General features: G+C 67.4%; 13 protein-coding genes and 2 pseudogenes. 12 read left to right on the forward strand and 3 right to left on the reverse strand.

Annotated features, from left to right (window positions below):
- A pseudogene (locus tag AWC07_RS08790) lies at window positions 1-243 on the forward strand (PE family protein); the annotation flags it as partial.
- Window positions 244-390: 147 nt separating this feature from the next.
- On the opposite strand, the pseudogene AWC07_RS28580 reads toward AWC07_RS08790, so the two are convergent.
- Window positions 391-655: pseudogene (locus AWC07_RS28580) on the reverse strand (hypothetical protein); the annotation flags it as partial.
- 39 nt (window positions 656-694) lie between these two features.
- Window positions 695-1,900, reverse strand: a complete 1,206-nt coding sequence (locus AWC07_RS08800) for a serine hydrolase domain-containing protein (RefSeq protein WP_036411823.1) — start codon at window positions 1,898-1,900, stop codon at window positions 695-697.
- 360 nt (window positions 1,901-2,260) lie between these two features.
- Between AWC07_RS08800 and AWC07_RS08805 the strand changes: the two genes are divergently transcribed.
- From AWC07_RS08805 to AWC07_RS08820, 4 genes are all read left to right on the forward strand, one after another.
- The gene (locus AWC07_RS08805; RefSeq protein ID WP_036411825.1) at window positions 2,261-3,124 is read left to right on the forward strand and encodes an LppX_LprAFG lipoprotein; all 864 of its coding nucleotides are present in this window, start codon (window positions 2,261-2,263) and stop codon (window positions 3,122-3,124) included.
- Window positions 3,125-3,392: 268 nt separating this feature from the next.
- Complete coding sequence (locus AWC07_RS08810; RefSeq protein ID WP_139829609.1) at window positions 3,393-4,862, forward strand: fatty acid desaturase; 1,470 nt, start codon at window positions 3,393-3,395, stop codon at window positions 4,860-4,862.
- The gene (locus AWC07_RS08815; protein ID WP_036411827.1) at window positions 4,859-6,052 is read left to right on the forward strand and encodes a type III polyketide synthase; all 1,194 of its coding nucleotides are present in this window, start codon (window positions 4,859-4,861) and stop codon (window positions 6,050-6,052) included. Before AWC07_RS08810 ends, AWC07_RS08815 begins: the two co-directional genes overlap by 4 nt.
- A 32-nt stretch (window positions 6,053-6,084) precedes the next feature.
- The gene (locus AWC07_RS08820) at window positions 6,085-7,095 is read left to right on the forward strand and encodes a sulfotransferase domain-containing protein (protein ID WP_208622383.1); all 1,011 of its coding nucleotides are present in this window, start codon (window positions 6,085-6,087) and stop codon (window positions 7,093-7,095) included.
- A gap of 3 nt (window positions 7,096-7,098) precedes the next feature.
- Here AWC07_RS08820 and AWC07_RS08825 read toward each other — a convergent pair whose 3' ends face one another.
- Entirely contained in the window at window positions 7,099-7,731 is a 633-nt protein-coding gene (locus AWC07_RS08825; RefSeq protein WP_036411842.1) for a class I SAM-dependent methyltransferase, read from the reverse strand.
- Between the two features lie 820 nt (window positions 7,732-8,551).
- Between AWC07_RS08825 and pyrR the strand changes: the two genes are divergently transcribed.
- Genes pyrR through pyrF form a run of 7 tightly spaced genes read left to right on the forward strand, consistent with a single transcriptional unit; the run spans window position 8,552 to window position 17,165 of the window.
- Complete coding sequence (gene pyrR / locus AWC07_RS08835) at window positions 8,552-9,115, forward strand: bifunctional pyr operon transcriptional regulator/uracil phosphoribosyltransferase PyrR (RefSeq protein WP_036413158.1); 564 nt, start codon at window positions 8,552-8,554, stop codon at window positions 9,113-9,115.
- Between the two features lie 9 nt (window positions 9,116-9,124).
- Window positions 9,125-10,081 carry an aspartate carbamoyltransferase catalytic subunit gene (locus AWC07_RS08840; protein ID WP_036413156.1) on the forward strand — a complete coding sequence of 319 codons (957 nt, stop codon included), beginning with the start codon at window positions 9,125-9,127 and terminating at the stop codon, window positions 10,079-10,081.
- Entirely contained in the window at window positions 10,078-11,370 is a 1,293-nt protein-coding gene (locus AWC07_RS08845; protein ID WP_036413155.1) for a dihydroorotase, read from the forward strand. Before AWC07_RS08840 ends, AWC07_RS08845 begins: the two co-directional genes overlap by 4 nt.
- A complete protein-coding gene (locus tag AWC07_RS08850; protein WP_036412565.1) occupies window positions 11,367-11,864 on the forward strand; it encodes a PH-like domain-containing protein in 498 nt (165 codons plus the stop codon). The genes AWC07_RS08845 and AWC07_RS08850 overlap by 4 nt, the downstream gene beginning before the upstream one ends.
- A complete protein-coding gene (gene carA / locus AWC07_RS08855; RefSeq protein WP_036412567.1) occupies window positions 11,861-12,991 on the forward strand; it encodes a glutamine-hydrolyzing carbamoyl-phosphate synthase small subunit in 1,131 nt (376 codons plus the stop codon). The genes AWC07_RS08850 and carA overlap by 4 nt, the downstream gene beginning before the upstream one ends.
- Window positions 12,991-16,344: a carbamoyl-phosphate synthase large subunit gene (carB, locus tag AWC07_RS08860; RefSeq protein ID WP_085105035.1), complete on the forward strand. Its 3,354-nt coding sequence runs from the start codon at window positions 12,991-12,993 to the stop codon at window positions 16,342-16,344. Before carA ends, carB begins: the two co-directional genes overlap by 1 nt.
- The gene (gene pyrF, locus AWC07_RS08865) at window positions 16,341-17,165 is read left to right on the forward strand and encodes an orotidine-5'-phosphate decarboxylase (protein ID WP_036415769.1); all 825 of its coding nucleotides are present in this window, start codon (window positions 16,341-16,343) and stop codon (window positions 17,163-17,165) included. The genes carB and pyrF overlap by 4 nt, the downstream gene beginning before the upstream one ends.
- Window positions 17,166-17,605: the final 440 nt, after the last annotated feature.

Here is a 17,605-nt window from a genome sequence, read left to right on the forward strand (position 1 = left end):
TCGGTCGGGGGCGCGGGCGGCGCCGGCGGCACGGCTGGGCTGTTCGGCGACGGCGGGGACGGCGGCGCCGGCGGGGAGAGCCTGGGTAAGGCGGTACCCGGCGGCGCCGGCGGGGCCGGCGGCGCCGCCGTGCTGATCGGCAACGGCGGTAACGGCGGTAAGGGCGGACTTGGCGCCCCGCCGGGTACCAGTGGCACCGGCGGCGCCGGGGGGCAGCTGCTCGGCCTGGACGGGTTGACGTAGCCGGCGGGCCGCAGCCGGTCAGCACCTTTCGAGACGTCCGCTCGGCCATGGGTGCAGGCGGGGTCGGCAGTATTCGGTGGCGGGCATTTGGTGAGTCGTGGGCAGGGCGCGCGGCCGTTGGCGCCACCCTGCGGTCGCGGCACTCCGGAACTTCAGGCAGTCGCACGGTTCGGGCCCCATGATCGGGTAGACCGCGTGGCGGGCCAGGCGGCCCTCCAATACGAACCCACGCCCCACCACTGCCGGCTGAGGCGGCCGCCGACTTCGACGGAGTGGCGAGCGTCTCCAGCACGTCTGGGCGCATTGTCGTCGGCAGATACCGCATGGCCTCATGATCGCGGCTGATGCGTTCGACCAGCGCGTCAGCGTCATCAAGGCCAGGTGGGCGCAGCAGGACCCGCGGGCCGGTCATGCGGTCAGGTGGGTAGTTGGCGAATGTGTCCGCCTGCCGCTACAGCCCCAGCGCGCGATAGGTGTGGCGCACGAACTTCGGTTGTGCCGTCCGCAGTTTCGCCAACCCCGGGTTACCCGCGACGGCCGTGGCGGCGTCCACGGACAGGTCGGGACAATGCTGGATCAGATACAGCAGAATCAGGTCGGCGGACGGATCGGCCTGCCACCACGTGCCATACGCGCCGGGCCAGCTGAACGTGCCAAGCCCACCCGGCCCGAACAGCGGCGCCGATTTCGCCGGATCGGTCACTACCGACAGATTCAGCCCGAACCCGCGGCCCACCCAGAACGGCGCTCCCAAGAAGTTGTGGCGCTTGTGCACGTCGGTCAGCCGGTCGGTGCGCATCAGGCGCACGGACTCCGGTGACAGCACCCGGACTCCGTCGACCGTCCCGTCACCCAACAGCATTCTCACGAACCGCAAGTAGTCGTCGGCGGTCGACCACAGTCCGCCGCCGGCGTTGGGAAACGACGGCGGCTTGACCTGCGGCGGCCCCATCACGTCGTGGCGCAACTGGTCGTCCTCGTCGAGCCGGTACATGGTGGCGGCGCGTGGTCGCGCCTCGGCCGAGACGAAGAAGCCGGTGTCGGTCATGCCGGCCGGACCCAGCACTCGCTCGTCGAGAACCTGATGGAACGGCTTGCCATCGATGCGAGACACGATGACGCCCAGCACGTCGATCGCATGGCTGTAGGTCACCCGGTCGCCGGGCTGGTGAACCAGTGGCAGGGCGGCCAGTTCGGCCAGCCAGGTGTCCGAACCCTGGCCGAAGGGCAGTCGCATGTAGGCCCGCGAGATGGGCCCGGAGACCGAGAAACTGTAGGCCAGACCACTGGTATGGGTCAGCAGATCCTCGACCAGGATGGAGCGCCGGGCCGGATACGTCCGGTCCAGCGGGCCATGCGGGTCGTCCAGCACCCGCGGGTCGGCCAGCTCCGGCGCCCAGCGCGCGATGGGGTCCCGCAATGTCAGCTTGCCCTCGTCGACCAGGCTCATGGCCGCGGCAACCGTCACCGGCTTGGTCATCGACGCGATGCGAAACAGCGTGTCTCGTTGCATCGGCAGGCCCGCATCGACGTCGCGGTAGCCGATCTCGTTGACCTGCAACACCTCTCCGCCCTGCCAGACCACGGTCACCGCGCCGGAAAGCAAGCCGGTGTCACAGACTTGGCGAATGGATGCCTGATTGCCGTCGAGCTTCACCGGCCCCAGGTTAGTCGCCGGATATCGGCGGGCGCGGCGGTGGGACCGCCTGTCGGCTCATCGCGATCGACCGTGGGTCGGGGGTCGGCGGGGCCGGTTGTTACTTGTGCGAAAAGCCTTCCGACCTGGCGATAGCGTGTTACTGTCGCGCTCTCCGGCGATGTGATCTGGGGAACAGGCTGTGGGAGCAACGGCATGCGGTTGACAACCGACCCGTTGCGGTGAACCAGGGTGCGGGAAGCAGTCACCGAGACCCGCAACAGTGGACGGGGGCCGGTTCGCTGGCCTCCGTCCATGCCGTATGAAGCTAGCGACCCGCTGCTCTTTACCACCGGTTGGATAACTCAGCAAAGGTTGGCCATGAATGGCTTGATCTCACAGACGCAAACCTCTCACCGACGTGTCACCCATCCACCCTCGATCCCGGTGCCGGCCGCGATGGTGTTCGCGGCAGCACTGATCGCGACGGTCATCAGTGGGTGCGGCCATAAATCGACCACTGCGACCTCCCAGACTTCCGGGGCATCGGGCGCCCCAACATCGGCGACATCCGGGGCGACCGGCGCCCCGTCACCAGAAGCCCAGCAACTCCTGCAGGACAGCTCCAAAGCGACCAAAGCGCTGCACTCGCTTCACGTCAACCTGGCGACAACCAATATCACCACTCTTCCGATGGAAAGCGTTGACGCCGACGTGACCAACCAGCCGGAGGGCAACGCCCAAGCCGTCGGCAACGCCACGGTGCGGATGCAGCCCAAGGCGCCGGTGGTCAGCAAGCAGTTCCTGGTCACCAAGAAGACTATGTACACCAAAGACGATTCCGGAAAGTACACCTCGTTAGGGCCCGCGGAGAAGATCTACGACCCGGGCATCATCATGGACAAGGACAAGGGACTGGGCAACGTCATCGGCAAGGTGGCGAGCGCCCAGATTGCCGGGAAGGAAACGATCGACGGGGTGGCCACCGTGAAGGTGACGGGAACCATCGACGCGGCGGTGATCGACCCGGTGGTCCCCCAATTGGGTAAGGGCGGCGGCACTCTCCCGGTCACCCTGTACATCACCGATGTCAATGCAGCAGGCGCCGGCACCACTGCGACGTCTGGAGCGCCGGCGCCCAGCCCGAACCTGGTGCGGATGGTCATCGACAAGGATCAGGGCCACGTCACCATCACCCTGTCCGCCTGGGGCGCGCCAGTCACCATTCCCAACCCGACGGGATAACCAGCAGGGTGCATTCCGGATTGGGAACCGGCCCGCAACTGCCAGCTGGCGGCTAGGGCTGCCGGCAGTATTCGGGCCGGTTCCCGCCCGCGGTTGGCCCCTTTGGGCGCAACCGATTTGGTGCACCCGCAGCGCAGATTACCCGGCCCGGAATTCCATTGAGAATTCTCCAAGGCCATACCTCCAACATTGGGGCACCGTTGGGGTCACTTCGCCGGAATCGGCAGCTAGCGCCCGATCTCACCCGATCAGACCTGGAGGAATACGAATGACGAACGACCTCCCAGAGGTTCAGGAGCGTGGCCCCGGCCTGCGCCCGGCTCCTCCTCCGGGCGGGCCACCGCTGTCAGACGTGTGGGTCTACAACGGCCGGGCATACGACCTCAGCGACTGGATATCCAAGCACCCCGGCGGCGCCTTCTTCATCGGGCGCACCAAGAACCGCGACATCACCGCGATCATCGCCTCCTACCATCGCGACCCCGCCAAGGTCGAACGAATCTTGGAGCGGCGCTACGCGTTGGGCCGTGACGCAACGCCGCGCGACATTCATCCCAAACACAACGCGCCGCCGTTCCTCTTCAAAGACGACTTCAACAGCTGGCGCGACACGCCGAAATACTGTTTCGACAACCCGAACGACTTGATGCATCGCGTCAAAGCACGCCTGACCGAGCCGGCGCTGGCCGCCCGAATCAACCGGATGGACCGGCTGTTCAACATCGTGGTGGCGTTGCTGGCCGTCGCCTATTTCGCGGTCCAGGGCGTGCGGCTGATCGAACCACGGTGGATGCCGTTGTGGGCCTTCGTGATTGCGATGGCGCTGCTACGCAGTTCGCTGGTCGGGTACGGCCATTACGCGTTGCATCGGGCGCAACGGGGTCCTAATCGGTTCTTGGCCAATGCCTTCGACCTGAACTATGTGGCGTTGTCGTTGGTGGTCGCCGACGGGCACACGCTGCTGCATCACCCGTACACGCAAAGCGACGTCGACATCAAGAAGAACGTCTTCACGATGATGATGGGGTTACCGCGGCTGTATCGGGTTCCGGTGCATACGGTTCACAAGTTCGGCCACCTGCTCACCGGCATGGCCATCCGCATCGCCGACGTATGGAATATGACCCGCAAGGTGGGTGTCGAGGAGGGCTACGGAAGCTGGCGCAACGCGCTGCCGCATTTCCTGGGGTCGTCCGGGGTACGTCTGCTCCTGCTCACCGAGATGGTGGTTTTCGCACTCGCCGGTGACTTCTGGGCCTGGGCACTGCAATTCGTCGTCACGGTGTGGGTCAGCACCTTCTTGGTGGTGGCCAGCCACGAGTTCGAGGACGACGCGGACGACGCGGCCGCAACGGGTGAAGATTGGGGCGTCGATCAAGTGGTGCATGCCAACGACCTGGTTGTGGTCGGGAATCGCTACGTCGACTGCTTCCTGTCGGCGGGCCTGAGTTCTCACCGCGTCCATCATGTATTGCCGTTTCAGCGCAGTGGGTTCGCCAACATCGTCACCGAGGACGTATTACGGGAAGAAGCCGCGAAGTCCGGCGTCGAGTGGGTTCCGGCAAAGAGTTTCGTGATCGATAGGCTGCCGAAGCTCTGCCGGACCTACCTGCTCTCGCCGTCTCGCCAAGCCAGCGAGCACAAGTGGGGTTTCCTGCGGGAACACTGCTCGCCGGCGGCTTGGAAAGCCAGCGCCGGCTACGTGGTCGCCGGCTTCGTCGGAATCGGGTCGGTATGAGCAGCGCAGCCGACGGTGGTGCCCTGCGGCCGGTGGCCGACGCGCCCGGCTACCAACCCCACTATGACCTCGCCGCGTTGCCGCCGGCTCCGCCCACGACGGTAGCGGTCATCGAAGGCATGGCGACCGGTGTGCCGCAACGGGTGGTCCGTCAGTCCGACGCCGCGGCGCAGGTGGCCCAGATGTTTGTCGACCCGCAACAGCGGGAACGGATTTCGCGGGTCTACGAGAAGACACGCATCGACAGCCGCAGGATGGCCGTCGACCCGCTGGACGCCGAGTTCGACGCGTTCCGGCGCGAACCCGCGACCATCCGGGACCGGATGGGCCTGTTCTACCGGCATGCGGTACCGCTGGCGGTCGAGGTGAGCCGGCGTGCGCTCGACGGGCTTTCCTACGGCGCCGACGAGATCGGGCTGTTGGTGTTCGTCACCAGCACCGGATTCGTCGCTCCGGGCGTGGACGTGGCGATCGTTAAGGAACTCGGTCTGTCGTCGGCGATTTCGCGAGTCGTGGTCAATTTCATGGGATGCGCGGCCGCGATGAACGCCATTCGCACCGCCACCAACTACGTCCGCGCCCACCCGGCGATGAAGGCGTTGGTGGTGTGCATCGAATTGTGCTCGGTGAATGCGGTGTTCGCCGACAACGTCAACGATGTGGTGATCCACAGCCTGTTCGGCGATGGCTGCGCAGCGTTGGTGATCGGTGCCAGCCAGGTGCAACAGCAGTTGCCGGCGGGCAGTGTGGTGATCCGCAGCAACTTCAGCCAGCTGCTCGACGACGCCGAAGACGGCATAGTGCTGGGCGTCAATCACGACGGCATCACCTGCGAGCTGTCGGCGAACCTGCCCGACTACATTTACCGCGGCGTCGCGCCGGTAGTCGCAAATATGTTGTACGACAATGGATTACAACAATCCAATATCGATCTGTGGGCGATCCATCCGGGTGGGCCAAAGATCATCGAAGAGTCGGTGCGTTCGTTGGGCATCGACGCCGAATCCGCGGCGCACAGCTGGGACGTGTTGGCCCGCTACGGCAACATGCTCAGCGTCTCGCTGATCTTCGTGCTGGAAATGATGGTGCGCCAAGCAGAGTCGGCAAAACCCTTCTCGACCGGTGTGGCGTTCGCGTTCGCGCCCGGGGTCACCGTTGAAGGCATGTTGTTCGACATCGTGCGACGGTGACTGCGACTGTGATACCGGAAGGGAGGTGGCACATGACCAATGCCCCTGAGCCGCCGTATGCCAATGCGCTGACGGCCGACCGCGTCCTGTACCGCTCGTTGATGACCGACAGTACGCGCTGGGACGCCCTGCAACTGCGCGCGGGCGACATCGTCATCTCGACACCGTCGAAGTGCGGGATGACCTGGACCCAGCGGCTGGTGTCCTTGCTGGTCTTCGACGGACCGGACTTGCCGGGACCATTGTCGACGGTGTCACCGTGGCTCGATCAGACCATCCGGCCCATCGAGGAGGTGGTCGCCGTCCTCGACGCACAGGATCACCGCCGGTTCATCAAGACCCATACGCCGCTGGACGGCCTGGTGCTCGATGATCGGGTCACCTACATCTGCGTGGGCCGCGATCCTCGCGATGCCGCGGTGTCGATGCTGTTCCACGTGGCCAATGTCGACGCCGAGCGGTTGCGGGAGTTGCATGAGGCCACGGTGCCGCCGCAACTGCGACCGGGCCCGCCGGGTCCCGAGCCCGGCCCCGCGGCTGGCGGGCGTGGTCCGGCCGAGGAGTTCCGGCACTGGATGGAGGGTCCGGCGCTGCCACCGCCGGGAGTGGGGTTCGCGCTTCCCAAAGGGATCGGAACGCTGGCCAACGTCCTGCATCACTTCGGCACGGCATGGCAGCGGCGGCACCTGCCGAACGTGGCGCTGTTCCACTACGCCGACTATCAGGTGGACCTGATAGCCGAGCTGATGCGGCTTGCCGCGGTACTCGGTATCGCTTTGAGTCGCGATCGCGGCCGCGAACTGGTTGCGCACGCGTCGCTGGACGCCATGCGATCCCGCGCGGCGGAGATCGCCCCCAACACCACCGACGGCATCTGGCACAGCGAGGAGCAATTCTTCCGCCGTGGCCGCAGCGGCGACTGGCAGCAGTACTTCACCCATCACGAGCACCGCCGCTACAACCACCGCATCAACCAGCTCGCCCCGCCCGATCTGCTGGCCTGGGCGCACGAGGGACGCTGCGGGTGCGACCCCGCCCAGTGACGGTCAGTCCGACATACGGCGTTGGGCTCTTACGTACCAAAACGCCATTTCCGTTTCGGTCCCGTCCATTTCGCGGCGCACCGTGGCGGGCTCCAGGGATTCGACATCCCACCCGGCACCGCCGAGCACGTCGCGCAGCGTCTGCTCGGATACCGCCGGCCGTGGCCATTGCTCATTCGGCGGATTGGCGTCCGAGAAGCAACTGATCAGCAGGGTGGCGCCGGGACGGGAAGCGCGGTGCACGGCGGCGGCATAGCTGCGCTTGCAGTCGTCGTCGAGGCAGTGGAACATGCCGCTGTCGATCACCGTGTCGAATGCGTCGGTGTAGCCGTCGAGCGTGGTGGCGTCTGCTGCCGCGAACTCCACGTCGACTCCGGCGTCGGCGGCGCGGCGTTCGGCGGTGATCAGCGCGGTCGGAGAAATGTCCAAACCGGTCACGCGGTGTCCATGCTGAGCCAGGTAGATCGCGTTGTCGCCGAGGCCGCAGCCGATGTCGAGCACCTCACCGTGGACCCAGCCACCGGTTTGCCAGGCGATCACGTTCTCTTTGGGCGCCTTGGTATCCCACGGCGGAGTAGTCATCGGTGGGATGCCCGGGCCGGGACTTTCCCCGCGATACAGCGCATCGAAATCCATGCGCGGCCGGCCGGATTCGGTTGCGGAAGGGTTGAGATCGGTCACATCCGCCAGGATAGGTGCTGATTGCCGGCGAACATGGGCCACCGTCCGGCTAGCGTCACATTGGTCACAGATGCCACAGCAGTCTCTGGCTGAGCCGGTGCCCGATGCGCCCGCCTGACCGGAAATTCAGGGTGGCCACGAATGCCGCTGGTCAACGATGTCGGCTGCCCAGCCTTGGATGCCGACGCTCGTTTTGGTTCTGTTTTCGGCACGCCGATACGGCTTTCGGGGATGTCTCGCGTGCTCGCCGAAGCGGCTGCCATACCGCCGCATCGAGTGTGCGGCGACGGCTTTGAGTGTGTCCGTAGGGCGGGAATATCCACGATCGGCCGCCCTGATGGCACACTCGACGCCGCCAGCGCACACTCGACGCCGCCAGCGCACGATCGGCGCCGTCGGCGCACACTCGGCGCCGCCAGCGCACACTCAAAGCCGTCGGCGCACACTCGGCGCCGCCAGCGCACACTCGGCGCCGCCAGCCACCAACCCAACCACACCAGCGCGCGATTTCCATCTCCCCACACCGGGTACCGCCCACGACCGACCGCTCAGAGCGACAACTCTGGGCAGTCTGCGCGTTGTCGCTGTGAGCTGGGCACAACGCGAATCCCTTCTCTCCAGAGGCCACTGTGGCGGAAGTGACACGACACGCGACAGCGAAATCCGCCACGCCGCCCGCATCGTCGCCGTACCCATTGCAGGTGCTACGCTCCCGGGCAGCCGACATCCTTTAACGATCCGTCCAGAGAGGCGGAGAAGGAGGTCACCATCTCGCATGGGTACTGCGAGTGATGCCGCGAACGGCCGCGAACTGATGTCCGCCGCCGACGTGGGTCGCACCATTTCCCGCATCGCGCACCAGATCATCGAGAAGACCGCGCTGGATAGCCCCGACTCGCCGCGGGTGGCGCTGTTGGGCATCCCGACTCGCGGCGTGACCCTGGCCCGGCGGCTGGCAACCCATATCCGGGAATACAGCGGTGTCGAGGTTGCCCATGGCGCCCTGGACATCACGCTGTACCGCGATGACCTGATGAGCAAGCCGCCGCGACCGCTGGCGGAGACCTCCATCCCGGCCGGTGGTATCGATGATGCGCTGGTGATTCTGGTCGACGACGTGCTGTACTCCGGGCGCTCGGTGCGCTCTGCCCTGGACGCGCTGCGCGATGTAGGCCGGCCGCGCGCGGTGCAGTTGGCCGTGCTGGTCGACCGCGGCCACCGGGAGCTGCCGGTGCGCGCCGATTACGTTGGCAAGAACGTTCCGACCTCCCGCAGCGAGAGTGTGCACGTCCAGCTCCGCGAACACGACGGGCACGACGGCGTGGTGATCTCGCGATGACGCCCGGTCATGAGTAGGCATCTGCTGGCCGCCGGCGACCTGAGCCGCGACCAGGCCACCGCCATCCTCGACGACGCCGACCGGTTCGCCCAGGCTCTGGTGGGCCGCGAGGTGCGTAAGCTGCCGACCCTGCGCGGGCGCACCATCGTGACGATGTTCTACGAGAACTCGACGCGAACCCGGGTGTCCTTCGAGGTGGCGGGCAAGTGGATGAGCGCCGACGTGATCAACGTCAGCGCGGCCGGATCCTCGGTGGGCAAGGGCGAGTCGCTGCGCGACACCGCGCTGACTCTACGTGCGGCCGGCGCCGATGCCCTGATCATCCGCCACCCGGCCTCGGGTGCGGCGCGTCTGCTGGCCGACTGGACCAGAAACGGCGAGGACGGCCCGTCAGTGATCAACGCCGGTGACGGCACCCACGAGCACCCCACCCAGGCGCTGCTGGATGCGCTGACCATCCGGCAGCGGCTCGGCGGCATCGAGGGCCGCCGCGTCGTGATCGTCGGCGACATCCTGCACAGCCGGGTGGCGCGCTCCAACGTCATGTTGCTGCACACCCTGGGCGCCGAGGTGGTGCTGGTGGCGCCGCCGACATTGCTGCCGGTGGGGGCCGAGGGTTGGCCGGTCACCGTGTCCTACGACTTCGATGCCGAATTACCGGCCGCCGACGCGGTGCTGATGCTGCGGGTGCAGGCCGAGCGGATGAACGGCGGTTTCTTCCCATCCGCGCGTGAGTATTCGGTGCGCTACGGCCTTTCCGACGGGCGCCAGGCGATGCTGCCCGGCCATGCCGTGGTGCTGCATCCCGGGCCGATGCTGCGCGGCATGGAGATCGCCTTTTCGGTTGCTGACTCATCGCAATCGGCTGTGCTGCAACAGGTTTCCAATGGCGTCCATGTGCGGATGGCGGTGTTGTTCCACCTGCTGGTGGGGGCCGAGTCGGCCGGGAAAGAAGGTGCGGCGTGACGGTGTTCATCCGCGGGGTCCGGCCCTACGGCGAGGGGGAGCGGGTCGACGTACTGGTCGATGACGGCCAGATCGCCGACATCGGTGCGGGGCTGGCCATCCCGGACCGGGCCGACGTCTTCGACGCCACCGGCCAGGTGCTGCTGCCCGGCCTGGTCGACCTGCACACCCATCTGCGCGAGCCCGGCCGCGAATACGCCGAAGACATCGAAACCGGCTCGGCCGCAGCGGCTTTGGGCGGCTACACTGCGGTGTTCGCGATGGCCAACACCCATCCGGTGGCCGACAGCCCGGTGGTCACCGACCATGTGTGGCGCCGCGGTCAGGAGGTGGGCCTGGTCGACGTGCACCCGGTCGGCGCGGTGACGGTGGGGCTGAACGGAGCCGAGCTCACCGAGATGGGCATGATGAACGCCGGCGCCGCTCAGGTGCGGATGTTCTCCGACGACGGCCTCTGCGTGCACAACCCGCTGGTGATGCGCCGCGCCCTGGAATATGCCACCGGTCTGGGCGTGCTGATCGCCCAGCACGCCGAGGAGCCCAGGCTGACCGTTGGGGCCGTTGCGCACGAGGGCCCGAACGCCGCGCGGCTGGGGCTGTCGGGATGGCCCAGGGCCGCCGAGGAATCCATCGTTGCCCGAGACGCGCTGCTGGCCCGCGACGCGGGGGCCCGGGTGCACATCTGCCACGCTTCTACTGCGGGTACCGTCGAAATCCTGAAATGGGCTAAGAGCCAAGGCATTGCGATCACCGCCGAGGTCACCCCACACCACTTGCTGCTCGACGACGGCCGACTGGCCGGCTACGACGGGGTGAACCGGGTCAACCCGCCGCTGCGCGAAGCCGCCGACACCAGCGCCCTGCGGCAAGCGCTGGCCGAGGGGATCATCGACTGTGTGGCCACCGACCACGCTCCGCACGCCGAACACGAGAAGTGTGTCGAATTCGGCGCGGCGCGCCCCGGAATGCTCGGCTTGCAGACCGCGCTGTCGGTGGTGGTGCAGACGATGGTGCAGCCGGGCCTGTTGGACTGGCGCGGCGTGGCGCGGGTGATGAGCGAAAATCCGGCGCGGATCGTCGGCCTGCCTGATCATGGGCGCCCATTGCAGGTGGGAGAGCCGGCCAATCTGACCGTGGTGGACCCCGACGCCACCTGGACGGTCACCGGGGCCGAGCTGGCCAGCCGGTCGGCCAACACCCCCTACGAGTCGATGACATTGCCGGCCACCGTGACGATGACCTTGCTGCGCGGGAAGGTCACCGCCCGGGACGGAAAGAGTCCCGCATGAACACCGGCACGCTGGTGGGCTCGGTGATCTTCGCGGCGGTGCTGGTGGTGACGATCGCGGTGGTGATCGCGCTGATGATGCGGGGCTGGCGGCGGCGCTCGCAGCAGCAGGCGGAGCTGATCGGCGAGCTGCCCGACGTGCCTGACGACCTGGGCCCCGCGTCCGTCACCACCCGCGGCATCTATGTCGGCTGCACGCTCTCGCCGGCCTGGAACGACCGGGTCACCGCCGGCGATCTCGGGTACCGCAGCAAGGCGGTGCTGACCCGCCACCGCGACGGAATTCTGCTGGAACGCGTTGGCGCCCAGTCGGTTTGGATTCCACTGCAGTCCATTACCGCGCTGCGTACCGAGCGCGGCATCGCCGGTAAGGTCGCCGCCCGGGACGGGATTTTGGCGATCCGGTGGCAACTGCCGTCGGGCACCGAAATCGACACCGGGTTTCGCGCGGACAACCGCGATGATTACGACGGCTGGCTGGAAGGAGCCGCGTGACCAAGGCCCTGCTGGTACTCGAAGACGGCCGCGTCTTCACCGGAACGCCGTTCGGCGCCATCGGCCAAACCCTCGGCGAAGCCGTGTTCAGCACCGGCATGTCCGGCTACCAGGAGACGCTGACCGACCCCAGCTATCACCGCCAGATCGTGGTGGCCACCGCGCCGCAGATCGGCAACACCGGCTGGAACGGTGAGGACTCCGAGAGCCGCGGCGACAAGATCTGGGTCGCCGGCTACGCGGTGCGGGACCCGTCGCCGCGAGCCTCCAACTGGCGCGCCACCAGCACCCTCGAAGACGAGCTGATCCGCCAGCACATCGTCGGCATCGCCGGCATCGACACCCGCGCCGTGGTGCGTCATCTGCGCAGCCGAGGGTCGATGAAGGCCGGTGTCTTCTCCGGCGAGTCGCTGGCCGAGCCGGCCGAGCTGCTGGAGCGGGTCCGGGCGCAGGAGCCGATGCTGGGCGCCGATCTCGCCGGCGAGGTCAGTACCGATGGCGCTTATGTTGTCGAACCCGAAGGACCGCCGGGACTTCCCAGGTTTACGGTGGCCGCACTGGACCTGGGTATCAAGACCAACACGCCGCGCAACTTCGCCCGGCGCGGGATCCGCAGTCATGTGCTGCCCGCCTCGGCGACGTTCGACCAGATCACCGACCTGAAGCCGCACGGCGTGTTCCTGTCCAACGGTCCCGGTGACCCGGCCACCGCCGACCACGTCGTCGCGCTCACCCGAGAGGTGCTGGGCGCCGGAATCCCGTTGTTCGGCATCTGTTTCGGCAATCAGATCCTGGGCCGGGCGCTGGGCCTGTCGACCTACAAGATGGTCTTCGGCCACCGCGGGATCAACATTCCGGTGATCGACCACGCCACCGGGCGGGTGGCGGTGACCGCGCAAAACCACGGCTTCGCGCTGGAGGGGGAGGCCGGCCAGCGCTTCGACACGCCCTTCGGCCCGGCCGTCGTCAGCCACACCTGCGCCAACGACGGTGTCGTCGAGGGCGTCAAACTCGTACACGGGCGGGCGTTTTCGGTGCAATACCACCCCGAGGCCGCAGCCGGGCCACACGATGCCGAGTACCTGTTCGACAGGTTTGTCGAGCTGATGGCGGAAGGGGATCGCTAGTGCCGCGTCGCTCGGACCTCAACCACGTCCTGGTCATCGGCTCGGGGCCGATCGTCATCGGACAGGCCTGCGAGTTCGACTACTCCGGCACCCAGGCCTGCCGGGTGCTGCGGGCCGAGGGACTGCAGGTCAGCCTGGTCAACTCCAACCCGGCCACCATCATGACCGACCCGGAATACGCCGACCACACCTACGTCGAGCCCATCACCCCGGCCTTCGTCGAGCGGGTGATCGCCCAACAGGCCGAGCGCGGCAACAAGATCGACGCGCTGCTGGCCACGTTGGGGGGCCAGACAGCGCTCAACACCGCGGTCGCGCTGTACGAGAACGGGGTGCTGGAACGCTACGGGGTCGAGCTGATCGGCGCCGACTTCGACGCCATCCAGCGCGGCGAGGACCGGCAGCGGTTCAAGGACATCGTCGCCAAGGTCGGCGGCGAATCGTCCCGCAGCCGAGTGTGTTTCACCATGGACGAGGTCCGCGAGACGGTGGACGAGCTCGGCCTGCCGGTGGTGGTGCGGCCGTCGTTCACCATGGGCGGGCTGGGCTCGGGGATGGCGCATTCGGCCGACGAGGTGGACCGGATGGCCGGTGCCGGGCTGGCCGCCTCACCCAGCGCCAACGTGCTGATCGAGGAATCGATCTACGGCTGGAAGGAATTCGAGCTCGAGCTGATGCGCGACGGCCACGACAACGTGGTGGTGGTGTGCTCGATCGAGAATGTCGACCCGATGGGCGTGCACACCGGCGACTCGGTCACCGTCGCCCCGGCGATGACGCTGACCGACCGCGAATACCAGCGGATGCGTGATCTGGGTATCGCGATCCTGCGCGAGGTCGGTGTGGACACCGGCGGCTGCAACATCCAGTTCGCGGTCAGCCCGCGCGACGGCCGGCTGATCGTGGTCGAGATGAACCCGCGGGTGTCGCGGTCAAGTGCGTTGGCGTCCAAGGCTACCGGGTTCCCGATCGCCAAGATCGCCGCGAAGCTGGCCATCGGATACACCCTCGACGAGATCGTCAACGACATCACCAAGGAAACACCGGCCTGCTTCGAGCCCACCCTGGACTACGTCGTGGTCAAGGCGCCGCGGTTCGCGTTCGAGAAATTCCCCGGCGCCGACCCGACGCTGACCACCACTATGAAGTCCGTCGGCGAGGCAATGTCGTTGGGCCGCAACTTCGTCGAGGCGCTCGGCAAGGTGATGCGGTCGCTGGAAACGACCCGCGCCGGGTTCTGGACGGCCCCGGACCCCGAAGGCGACATCGACCAGGTGCTGACCCGGCTGCAGACCCCCACCGAAGGCCGGCTCTACGACATCGAGCTGGCTCTGCGGCTGGGCGCTTCGATCGAAGAGGTGGCACAGGCGTCCGACATCGACCCGTGGTTCGTCGCCCAGATCGGTGAGCTGGTCACGCTGCGCACCGAACTGGTCGACGCGCCGGTGCTGGACGGCGAGCTGCTGCGCCGGGGCAAGCACAGCGGACTGTCGGATCGCCAGATCGCCGCGCTGCGGCCGGAATTGGCGGGGGAGGCCGGGGTTCGATCACTGCGCGAGCGGCTGGGCATCCACCCGGTGTACAAGACGGTGGACACCTGCGCGGCGGAGTTCGAGGCCAAGACGCCCTACCACTACAGCAGCTACGAGCTGGACCCGGCCGCCGAGACCGAAGTGGCGCCGCAGACCGAGAAACCCAAAGTACTGATCCTGGGATCGGGTCCCAACCGCATCGGGCAGGGCATCGAATTCGACTACAGCTGCGTGCACGCGGCAACCACGTTGAGCCAGGCCGGTTTTGAGACCGTGATGATCAACTGCAACCCGGAGACGGTGTCCACCGACTACGACACCGCCGACCGGCTGTACTTCGAGCCGCTGACCTTCGAAGACGTGCTCGAGGTGTTCCACGCCGAACGGCAGTCGGCTATCGGGGGCCCCGGTGTCGCGGGCGTGATCGTGCAACTCGGCGGCCAGACCCCGCTCGGGCTGGCGCAGCGACTTGCCGACGCCGGCGTCCCGATCGTGGGCACCCCGCCGGAGGCGATCGACCTGGCCGAGGACCGCGGTGCCTTCGGCGACGTGCTGAGCACCGCGGGTTTGCCCGCGCCGAAATACGGCACCGCGACGACGTTCGCGCAGGCCCGCCGGATCGCCGACGAGATCGGCTACCCGGTGCTGGTGCGGCCGTCGTATGTGTTGGGCGGTCGCGGCATGGAGATCGTCTACGACGAGGAGACGCTGAAGGGCTACATCACCCGGGCCACCCAGCTCTCGCCCGAACATCCGGTGCTGGTAGACCGTTTCCTCGAAGACGCGGTCGAGATCGACGTGGATGCGCTGTGCGACGGCGCCGAGGTCTACATCGGCGGAATCATGGAGCACATCGAGGAAGCCGGCGTCCACTCCGGTGATTCGGCCTGCGCGCTGCCGCCGGTGACGTTGGGCCGCAGCGACATCGAGAAGGTGCGTAAGGCCACCGAAGCCATCGCGCATGGGATCGGGGTGGTCGGGCTGCTCAACGTGCAATACGCACTCAAAGACGACGTCCTCTACGTCCTGGAGGCCAACCCGCGCGCCAGCCGTACCGTTCCTTTCGTATCCAAGGCCACGGCCGTCCCGCTCGCCAAGGCGTGCGCGCGGATCATGTTGGGCGCCAGCATCGCCCAACTCCGCGAGGAAGGGATGCTGGTGGCCTCCGGCGACGGCGGAAACGCCGACCCCTACGCTCCCATCGCGGTCAAAGAAGCCGTGTTGCCGTTCCACCGGTTCCGCCGCGCCGACGGGGCCGCCATCGATTCGCTGCTGGGCCCGGAGATGAAATCCACCGGTGAGGTGATGGGCATCGACCGTGATTTCGGCAGCGCATTCGCCAAGAGTCAGACGGCAGCCTACGGCTCGCTGCCGGCGCACGGGACGGTGTTCGTGTCGGTCGCCAACCGCGACAAGCGCTCACTGGTGTTCCCGGTGAAACGACTCGCCGACTTGGGGTTTCGCGTTCTGGCCACCGAGGGTACCGCGGAGATGTTGCGCCGCAACGGGATTCCGTGTGACGAGGTACGCAAGCATTTCGAGTCGCCGCAGCCGGGCCGCCCCGAGATGTCGGCCGTCGACGCCATCCGGGCCGGCGAGGTCGACATGGTCATCAATACTCCCTACGGCAATTCCGGTCCGCGCATCGACGGCTACGAGATCCGCTCGGTCGCGGTGGCCGTCAACATTCCGTGCATCACCACGGTGCAGGGCGCGTCGGCCGCCGTACAGGGCATCGAAGCCGGGATCCGCGGCGACATCGGGGTGCGGTCGCTGCAGGAGCTGCACCGCGCGATCGATTCGCGGAGCGCCGACCGATGACCGGTTTCGGCGCCCGGCTGGCCGAGGCCAAGGCGCGCCGGGGGCCGCTGTGTTTGGGTATCGATCCGCACCCCGAGCTGCTGCGGGCCTGGGATCTGCCGGCCACCGCCGACGGCCTGGCGGCGTTCTGTGATATCTGCGTGCAGGCCTACGCCGGTTTCGCGGTGGTCAAGCCGCAGGTGGCGTTCTTCGAGGCCTACGGCGCCGCGGGATATGCGGTGCTGGAACGCACCATTGCCGCGTTACGAGCCGACGGGGTGCTGGTGCTGGCCGACGCCAAGCGCGGCGACGTCGGCTCCACGATGGCCGCCTACGCCGCGGCCTGGGCCGGCGACTCGCCGTTGGCCGCCGACGCCGTGACCGCCTCGCCGTATCTGGGGTTCGGGTCGCTGCGGCCGCTGCTGGAGGTCGCTGCGGCTCATGGCCGAGGCGTGTTCGTGCTGGCAGCAACTTCCAACCCCGAGGGTGCGACGGTGCAGCGCGCCGACGCCGACGGCCGCACGGTGGCGCAGCTGATCGTCGACGACGTCGCCGCAGCCAACCGGGCGGCCGGACCCGGGCCCGGATCCGTCGGGGTGGTCGTCGGGGCAACCGTCCTGCAGCCCCCCGACCTGAGCGCCCTGAGTGGACCGGTGCTGGTGCCCGGTGTCGGGGTGCAGGGTGGGCGGCCCGAAGCGCTCGGCGGACTGGGCGGGGCGGCGCCGGACCAGCTGTTGCCCGCGGTGTCGCGTGAGGTGCTGCGGGCGGGTCCCGGTGTTGCGGCGATCCGGTCCGCGGCCCAACGATTACTTGAGGCCGTCGCCTACCTGTCGGCGGTGTAGCGGCCCGTCCCGCTCTCTGCCCACGAACTCGGCACCCAGGCCCTGCCTTGCCGTGATTGCCATGGTGGCTGCAATCTCGGGTCCGGTCGCGACCATGGCGGCAATCTGGACGCGACCAAGGCCCGCACCGCAGAAGTCCGGACAAGTCAATGCACCGACGCCCCGCAGTGGCGCGACGTGGTGAAAGTAGTGAGACACGCGCGACTCGCCACTGAAAATGCGTGATCCACGGCACTATGCTTCGTTGAGGCCGGCGCCGGCGAGCCCCGGCTTCCTGACGGTGATGGTTGATCAGCGCATCTGGTACCGAAAACCGCTGCTAGAGGGGGTTATCACAGTGAGAAACCTCAAGATCTGGCCGGTCCTCCAGCCGGGCTCCCGGGTCTGTCCGGCGGACCTGTGAGTCGCCTTGCAAGGCGGGTCCACGCTGGGCATTCGTC

Origin of the sequence: Mycobacterium gastri, assembly GCF_002102175.1 — a bacterium.
Classification (GTDB): Bacteria; Actinomycetota; Actinomycetes; order Mycobacteriales; family Mycobacteriaceae; genus Mycobacterium; species Mycobacterium gastri.

What these genes read in the sequence shown, in the direction of transcription:
- AWC07_RS08850 (WP_036412565.1), top strand. Translation starts at nt 11,367, where the DNA reads ATGAACACCGGCACGCTGGTGGGCTCGGTGATCTTCGCGGCGGTGCTG.
- AWC07_RS08825 (WP_036411842.1), bottom strand. Translation starts at nt 7,731, where the DNA reads ATGGATTTCGATGCGCTGTATCGCGGGGAAAGTCCCGGCCCGGGCATC.
- AWC07_RS08805 (WP_036411825.1), top strand. Translation starts at nt 2,261, where the DNA reads ATGAATGGCTTGATCTCACAGACGCAAACCTCTCACCGACGTGTCACC.
- AWC07_RS08840 (WP_036413156.1), top strand. Translation starts at nt 9,125, where the DNA reads ATGAGTAGGCATCTGCTGGCCGCCGGCGACCTGAGCCGCGACCAGGCC.
- AWC07_RS08810 (WP_139829609.1), top strand. Translation starts at nt 3,393, where the DNA reads ATGACGAACGACCTCCCAGAGGTTCAGGAGCGTGGCCCCGGCCTGCGC.
- pyrF (WP_036415769.1), top strand. Translation starts at nt 16,341, where the DNA reads ATGACCGGTTTCGGCGCCCGGCTGGCCGAGGCCAAGGCGCGCCGGGGG.
- AWC07_RS08820 (WP_208622383.1), top strand. Translation starts at nt 6,085, where the DNA reads ATGACCAATGCCCCTGAGCCGCCGTATGCCAATGCGCTGACGGCCGAC.
- AWC07_RS08815 (WP_036411827.1), top strand. Translation starts at nt 4,859, where the DNA reads ATGAGCAGCGCAGCCGACGGTGGTGCCCTGCGGCCGGTGGCCGACGCG.
- pyrR (WP_036413158.1), top strand. Translation starts at nt 8,552, where the DNA reads ATGGGTACTGCGAGTGATGCCGCGAACGGCCGCGAACTGATGTCCGCC.